Source organism: Streptococcus infantarius subsp. infantarius ATCC BAA-102 (genome assembly GCF_000154985.1).
Lineage (GTDB): Bacteria > Bacillota > Bacilli > Lactobacillales > Streptococcaceae > Streptococcus > Streptococcus infantarius.
Genome location: NZ_DS572687.1, coordinates 81,737 through 88,083, shown reverse-complemented (window position 1 = coordinate 88,083; position 6,347 = coordinate 81,737). Strand labels below are relative to the sequence as shown.

General features: G+C 37.4%; 3 protein-coding genes and 1 pseudogene. 1 reads left to right on the top strand and 3 read right to left on the bottom strand.

Translation table 11 applies throughout. The features are described from left to right. Positions 1-1,018 (top strand): annotated as a pseudogene (locus STRINF_RS02705) (IS3 family transposase); the annotation flags it as partial. A 43-nt stretch (positions 1,019-1,061) separates the two neighbouring features. Here the strand turns inward: STRINF_RS02705 and STRINF_RS02700 are convergent. From STRINF_RS02700 to STRINF_RS02690, 3 genes are all read right to left on the bottom strand, one after another. Then, positions 1,062-3,638, bottom strand: coding sequence for a YfhO family protein (locus STRINF_RS02700; protein WP_006531482.1), 2,577 nt, complete (start codon positions 3,636-3,638; stop codon positions 1,062-1,064). A 103-nt stretch (positions 3,639-3,741) separates the two neighbouring features. After that, positions 3,742-5,364, bottom strand: coding sequence for an ATP-binding cassette domain-containing protein (locus STRINF_RS02695; RefSeq protein ID WP_006531481.1), 1,623 nt, complete (start codon positions 5,362-5,364; stop codon positions 3,742-3,744). A 93-nt stretch (positions 5,365-5,457) separates the two neighbouring features. After that, the gene (locus tag STRINF_RS02690) at positions 5,458-6,330 is read right to left on the bottom strand and encodes a YitT family protein (RefSeq protein WP_006531480.1); all 873 of its coding nucleotides are present in this window, start codon (positions 6,328-6,330) and stop codon (positions 5,458-5,460) included. Positions 6,331-6,347 lie beyond the last annotated feature (17 nt).

Sequence of the window (6,347 nt, the reverse complement as noted above, 5' to 3'; positions counted from 1 at the left end):
GGAGACCGAGTAAGATGGGACGTAAACCAAAGAAAACTTGTAAAGAAATGACTGAGCTAGAACATATTCTGGAAGAGAATGAGCGTCTGCGTACCGAGGTAGCTTATCTAAAAAAGTTGAGGGAATTGCGCTTGAGGGACGAAGCCTTACAGCGCAAAAGGCGGAAACAGTTAGAGAACTGGTCTCAGGAGGATTTCGATTAGACCTCTTACTAAAAACCGCTAAGCTAGCTCGTTCTACTTATTATTATCAGTTGAAACGGTTTAATAGAGCTAAGAAAGATAAGAAGGTCAAAGAGATGATTCAAACCATTTACGTTGACCATAAAGGCAATTATGGATACCGTCGTATTTATTTAGAACTAAGAAACCGAGGATTTGTTATCAATCATAAGAAGGTTCAACGGTTAATGAAACTCATGGGACTCGCTGCTCGTACTCGTTGTAAGCGTAAATACTCGTCTTACAAGGGAGAGATTGGGAAGAAAGCTGATAATCTAATTCAACGTCAGTTTGAAGGGGCTAAGCCTTATGAGAAGTGTTATACGGATGTCACTGAATTCGCTTTACCAAATATTAGAGAGAAACTCTATTTATCCCCTGTTCTTGATGGATACAATAGTGAGATTATTGAATTCACCTTGTCACGCTCACCTGATTTAAAACAGGTTCAAACCATGCTTAAAAGAGCATTTCCGGCTACCTCTTACCAAGGAACTATTCTTCACAGCGACCAAGGGTGGCAATATCAACACCAGTCTTATCATGATTTCTTGGCATCCAAAGGGATTCGTCCATCTATGTCACGCAAGGGAAATAGTCCAGATAATGGCATGATGGAGTCCTTCTTTGGCATCTTAAAGTCTGAGATGTTTTACGGTTATGAAAAGACTTTTAAGTCGCTTGATAAGCTAGAACAAGCCATTACGGATTATATTTTTTATTACAACAATAAACGTATCAAGACAAAATTAAAAGGACTCAGTCCTGTGCAATACAGAACTAAATCCTTTCAATAATTTATTGTCCAACTTTTTGGGGTCAGTACACCTTGGATACTTTTTATTTTTTTTGTTTTCTGGCGATATTGTAACAGATAAATAGGAGGAGTCCAACTGATGATAACATTGTTCCTTCTTTAAAGCCTGTAGGCAGATAAGTCAGAACGACTTTGCCTTTTCCAGACTTGACGTCAACTTTCATAAAGCCGTCTTGAGCTTTTGATAAAGTGATTTTTTGGCCATTTTGAGTAGCTGTCCAACCTTTATCGTATGGAATAGTAAATAAGAGTGATGAAGCCTTGTCGGCTTTGTAGGTAGCTGTTACAGTGTTTTTATTGGTAGTAACTTTAACCTTTTGGCGATTAATGATTTCCATAGCCTTTTGATAGCTTGTCGTATCTAAGGCATAAAAGTTTGGTTGGTTAAAGGATACTTGGTTATTTTCAGGGAATGAAAGAGTAACATGCAAAGTTTGACTATCTTCAAAATATCCAAGATCAAAGAAAGTGTAGGCATTATCAGTTGTATATTCTGCCGTTTTACCATTGACAGTAATTTGGACCTTCTGGCTATTTTCATTAGAGAAGGTGATATTTGGAACGCTGATATAAAGTTGCGTATTAGGAGCGACAGTAAGGTTATAATCAGCATGCGAATTTAATTGTCCGTCATTACTAGTGGTTACACGACCATTTAGAATATTAGCTCCTCCTGATAATTGGGAGGGCACACGCGTGAAGTATTTTTCAGATAAGCCAGTGAGATTGTTCATCCAGTTAGTTTGGTTGTCAAGCGTGTTGACACTGAAGTCAACATCTTTGTACAGCCCATTGGTTAGAATTGCTAATTGGCTAGCGTATTGATTTTCATATAGTGATGTATTACCAGAGTTATCAAGGTAATGGAACCCAAATTTGTTGACATCAGTTTCTGAAAGATTGTATTTGACAGCAAATAAACTATCCATTAGCAAGGTATTATTTTGATAACGAAGGTTTAGATTTGTTCCAGTTGACTTAAAGCCAAGTCGATCAAGCGTGCTGCTGGATATCGTGTTTCGAATAGATGAGAACTGAGAAATACCATGATAATTGTATTTCATGCTGTCATTACCTGTTTGAGGAAGAAGCTCCTCGGTACGATAAAATGTCGTGTTTAGTTTTTGACTTTTTTGAATGAGTTTTTCAGTATCTGTCAAATTAAGCTCATAACTTTGCCGAGAAGGAAAGACCCATTCGCTATTTAGGGCTGTAATTTGATAATAGGTGTTAAGTGAAGTTTCAAATACTGTAAAGAGAACTGTAAAGCTAATGAATAAATTAAATGTTAAATACTGCTTAGCGTAGCTAATTAATATAATGGTGTAAGCAGCTAAGAAAGAAAAGGTGATAATGATTTGTGGTGCTTCTAAAAATTGATAATGATTTTTGAGCAGTACCGTAGTTAAAAAGCCAAGCCCTAGTGGAACAATACCAATAAGGTAATGCTTAACAGTTAATTTTTTGAGACGTGACAACGTTTCTGCGGCCAAAAGAATCACCATTAGTGAAAATGCCCAAGAATAACGGTGCAGAAACATATTTGGTGAGTGCATTCCTTGCCACATTAAATCTAATGGTTCAAGGTAAAAACTAGCAATAATGAGTAGTAAAACAATACCATAAGCTAAACGTGTTTGCCATTTGATTGACTTGATGGTAAAGAAGATAATAGCTAAGATTAGCGGGAAAATCCCTACATAAATCATAGGAATTGAGCCAAATTTTGTTGTGTCATAAGCACCAACAAAGTTTTTGGCAAACAAGTCTAGGAACCACGAATTTTCTGTAAACCATTCTGTAAAGGTAGAGAATTTCTCACCGTGTGTTGACAGGTCCAAGTAAGTAGGTAGCAGCATGACACAGCTAGATAACCCAGCTAAGATTGACACTACTGTAAAATCTACAAATTGACGTCCCCTTATTTTCCAGTGGCTTTCCTTGCTGATTTGAACAAGAAAATAAAGCACAAGGAAAATAGCAACCATATAACCAAAGTAGTAATTTTGAATAAAGAGAATGGTTAAAGTAAGGTAGTATAAGATGAATTTTTTCTGATTTAGTAATCGGTTAAGTCCTAGAATAATGAGCGGCAAAAGGATGAAAACATCCAGCCACATATTAATCTCAATCTGGCTAATAGCAAAGCTCATCAGCGCATATGAGCTTGAGAGGATAACGGTAAATGGTTTTAATACCTTTGGATACAGTTGGCGTAGGCTATGAAAGCTAGTTAATCCCATGCAAGCAACTTTTAGCAGGGTAAAGAGATAAATGGCATCGGGCATGCTTTTTAAGCTAAAGAAGTAGACAAAAGGTGAGAAGAAACTACCAAGATAATAGCTGATTAAAGCATAAAAATTTAATCCCAGCCCACTGGTAAAGGTATAAAATAGACTGTCTGAACCGTGTAAAATATTTCGTAAATTTTCAGCGAAAATAACGTATTGGTGAAAGCCATCACTAGCTAAAATAGTTGTCTCACCATTAAAGGAAATATTTTCAGCCAAAAGGGCTAGAAATAAAATCACGAAAGGCAAGAAGAATGCTGTTAGGTAGTAAATGGTGTTATTTGTTAGTTTAAAAGATTTTAGTTTCATAATGTTAGTAAGACAGGTTGAGATAATAATCCCAACCTGTTTCTTTTCTATAATGTAAAAATGTAAAATATGGTCATGTCATTTTTAGATTACGACATGATGATTAGTCTTTCCAAAGCTCTTTAACTTTTGCTTGAACTTCTTCATTTTCAAGGAATTCATCGTAAGTTTCATCGATACGGTCAATCACCCCATTTTTAGAAATGACAACGATGTGGTTGGCAAGTGTTTGGATGAACTCGTGGTCGTGACTCGCAAAGATGATAGATTCTTTGAAGTCTTTCAAGCCATCATTCAAGCTTGAGATTGATTCCAAGTCTAAGTGGTTAGTTGGGTCATCAAGGACAAGAACGTTTGATTTGAGAAGCATCAATTTAGAAAGCATCACGCGCACTTTTTCTCCCCCTGAAAGAACGCTAACTGATTTGTTAACTTCATCTCCAGAGAAGAGCATGCGACCTAGGAATCCACGAAGGAATGTGTTATCGTCTTCTTCTTTAGAAGCAAATTGACGAAGCCATTCAAGGATTGATTCACCTGAAGCAAAATCACGTGAGTTATCTTTTGGAAGGTAAGAGCGACTTGTTGTAACACCCCATTTGATAGTTCCTTCGTATTCGATATCATCCATCAATGCACGAATAAGAGCTGTTGTTTGAATATCGTTTTGTCCGATGAAGGCTGTTTTATCACCTGGACGTAGGATAAAGCTGATATTATCGAGAACAGTCTCACCATCGATTTTAACAGACAAGTTTTCGACTGTTAGAAGGTCCTTACCAAGTTCACGCTCAGCTTTGAAGTTGATGAATGGGTATTTACGACTTGATGGGACAATTTCTTCAAGTTCGATTTTATCAAGCATTTTCTTACGAGAAGTAGCTTGTTTTGATTTAGAAGCGTTGGCAGAGAAGCGAGCAACGAATTCTTGCAATTCTTTGATTTTTTCTTCTGCTTTAGCGTTACGGTCAGCTTGCAGGCGAGCAGCAAGTTCAGATGATTGTTTCCAGAAGTCATAGTTACCGACGTAAAGTTTGATTTTACCAAAATCAAGGTCAGCCATATGTGTACATACTTTGTTCAAGAAGTGACGGTCATGGGATACGACGATGACTGTATTTTCAAAGTCAATCAAGAAATCTTCTAACCAAGTAATTGATTGGATATCAAGCCCATTGGTTGGTTCGTCAAGAAGAAGAACATCTGGTTTACCAAAAAGAGCTTTGGCAAGAAGGACTTTCACCTTGTCACCATTAGCAAGTTCGCTCATGTTTTGGTAGTGAAGGTCTTCTGGAATATTAAGGTTTTGGAGCAATTGTGAAGCTTCACTCTCAGCTTCCCAACCGCCAAGTTCAGCGAATTCACTTTCTAATTCTGCTGCGCGGACACCATCTTCATCTGAAAAGTCAGGTTTCATGTAGATAGCGTCTTTTTCTTTCATGATATTGTAAAGGCGTTCATTCCCCATGATAACGACATCAATCGCACGTTCTTCTTCGTAGTCAAAGTGATTTTGACGAAGAACAGATAGACGTTCGTCTGGACCAAGGGAAATATGACCTGTTGTTGGTTCAATATCTCCTGCCAAGATTTTTAAAAATGTAGATTTTCCTGCACCGTTGGCACCGATTAAACCATAGGTATTTCCAGCTGTAAAGTTGATGTTAACCTCATCAAACAGTTTTCTATCGCTGAAACGTAGTGATACATCAGAAACTGTAAGCAATTTTTCACCTCATATTATTTATCTATAAGCTCATTGTACATGAAAAAGCCCCAATTTTCAATTAGAGAAGTGGGGCTTTGAGTTACGTTTGGATTACATTGGTAAAATGGCGTCTTTTTCGTTGAGCTTGTAGTATTTTTTAAGGCTGAAACCACGCCCCATAACTTGTGTAGCGGGCATCACAACGATAAAGGCAGCTTCATCGATTTTTTGAATATTTTTTTCTAAACGAGGGACTTCTTGGCGAGAAACGGTTGTCATTAACATAGTTTGACGGTCGCCAGAAAAACCACCAGTAACAGGGATTTCAGTGACACCACGGTCAGCTTCTGTTGAAATATAGTTTTTGATCAAGTCATTTTTAGGTGAAATAATTATCAAGTTACGAGATGAAGTAACACCGATTTGCATGCTATTTACCACGTATCCAATAACGAGTAAGGCAATAATCGAATACATTACTGTATCAGGATCAAAAGCAATAAATCCCATAGCAACACTACAGCCATCGACAATCGTCATGGCTACTGCTAAAGGAAGCGGTGTGTATTTATGGAGAATTTGGGTGATGATACCAGTACCACCAGTTGAAGAATTCCCCCAGAAAACAACCCCTAAACCAAAACCACAGATAATAGCTCCAAACAGAGCAGCTAGTAGCGGATTATGAGTCAGATTTGGTAGATTTTCTGTCAATTTGACAAAAATAGAATAAATCCATGACCCATAAATGGTTTTGAAGAAAGTTTCTTTTCCAAGGAAAAGCCAACAAGCTAACAATAAAGGAACGTTAGTAATCATAACAAAATTACCAGGATTCCAGCCAAATAGAGCTTTTAAGCTGACCGCTAGGCCGACCACACCACCAGATGCAATATGATTTTCAAGAAAAAAGCAATTGAAGCCAACAGCGGCAATAAAAGCTCCTGCAGTTACGAGTGCAAAATCAATCAGTCTTTTTTTCATAGTTAATCCTCTTTTTT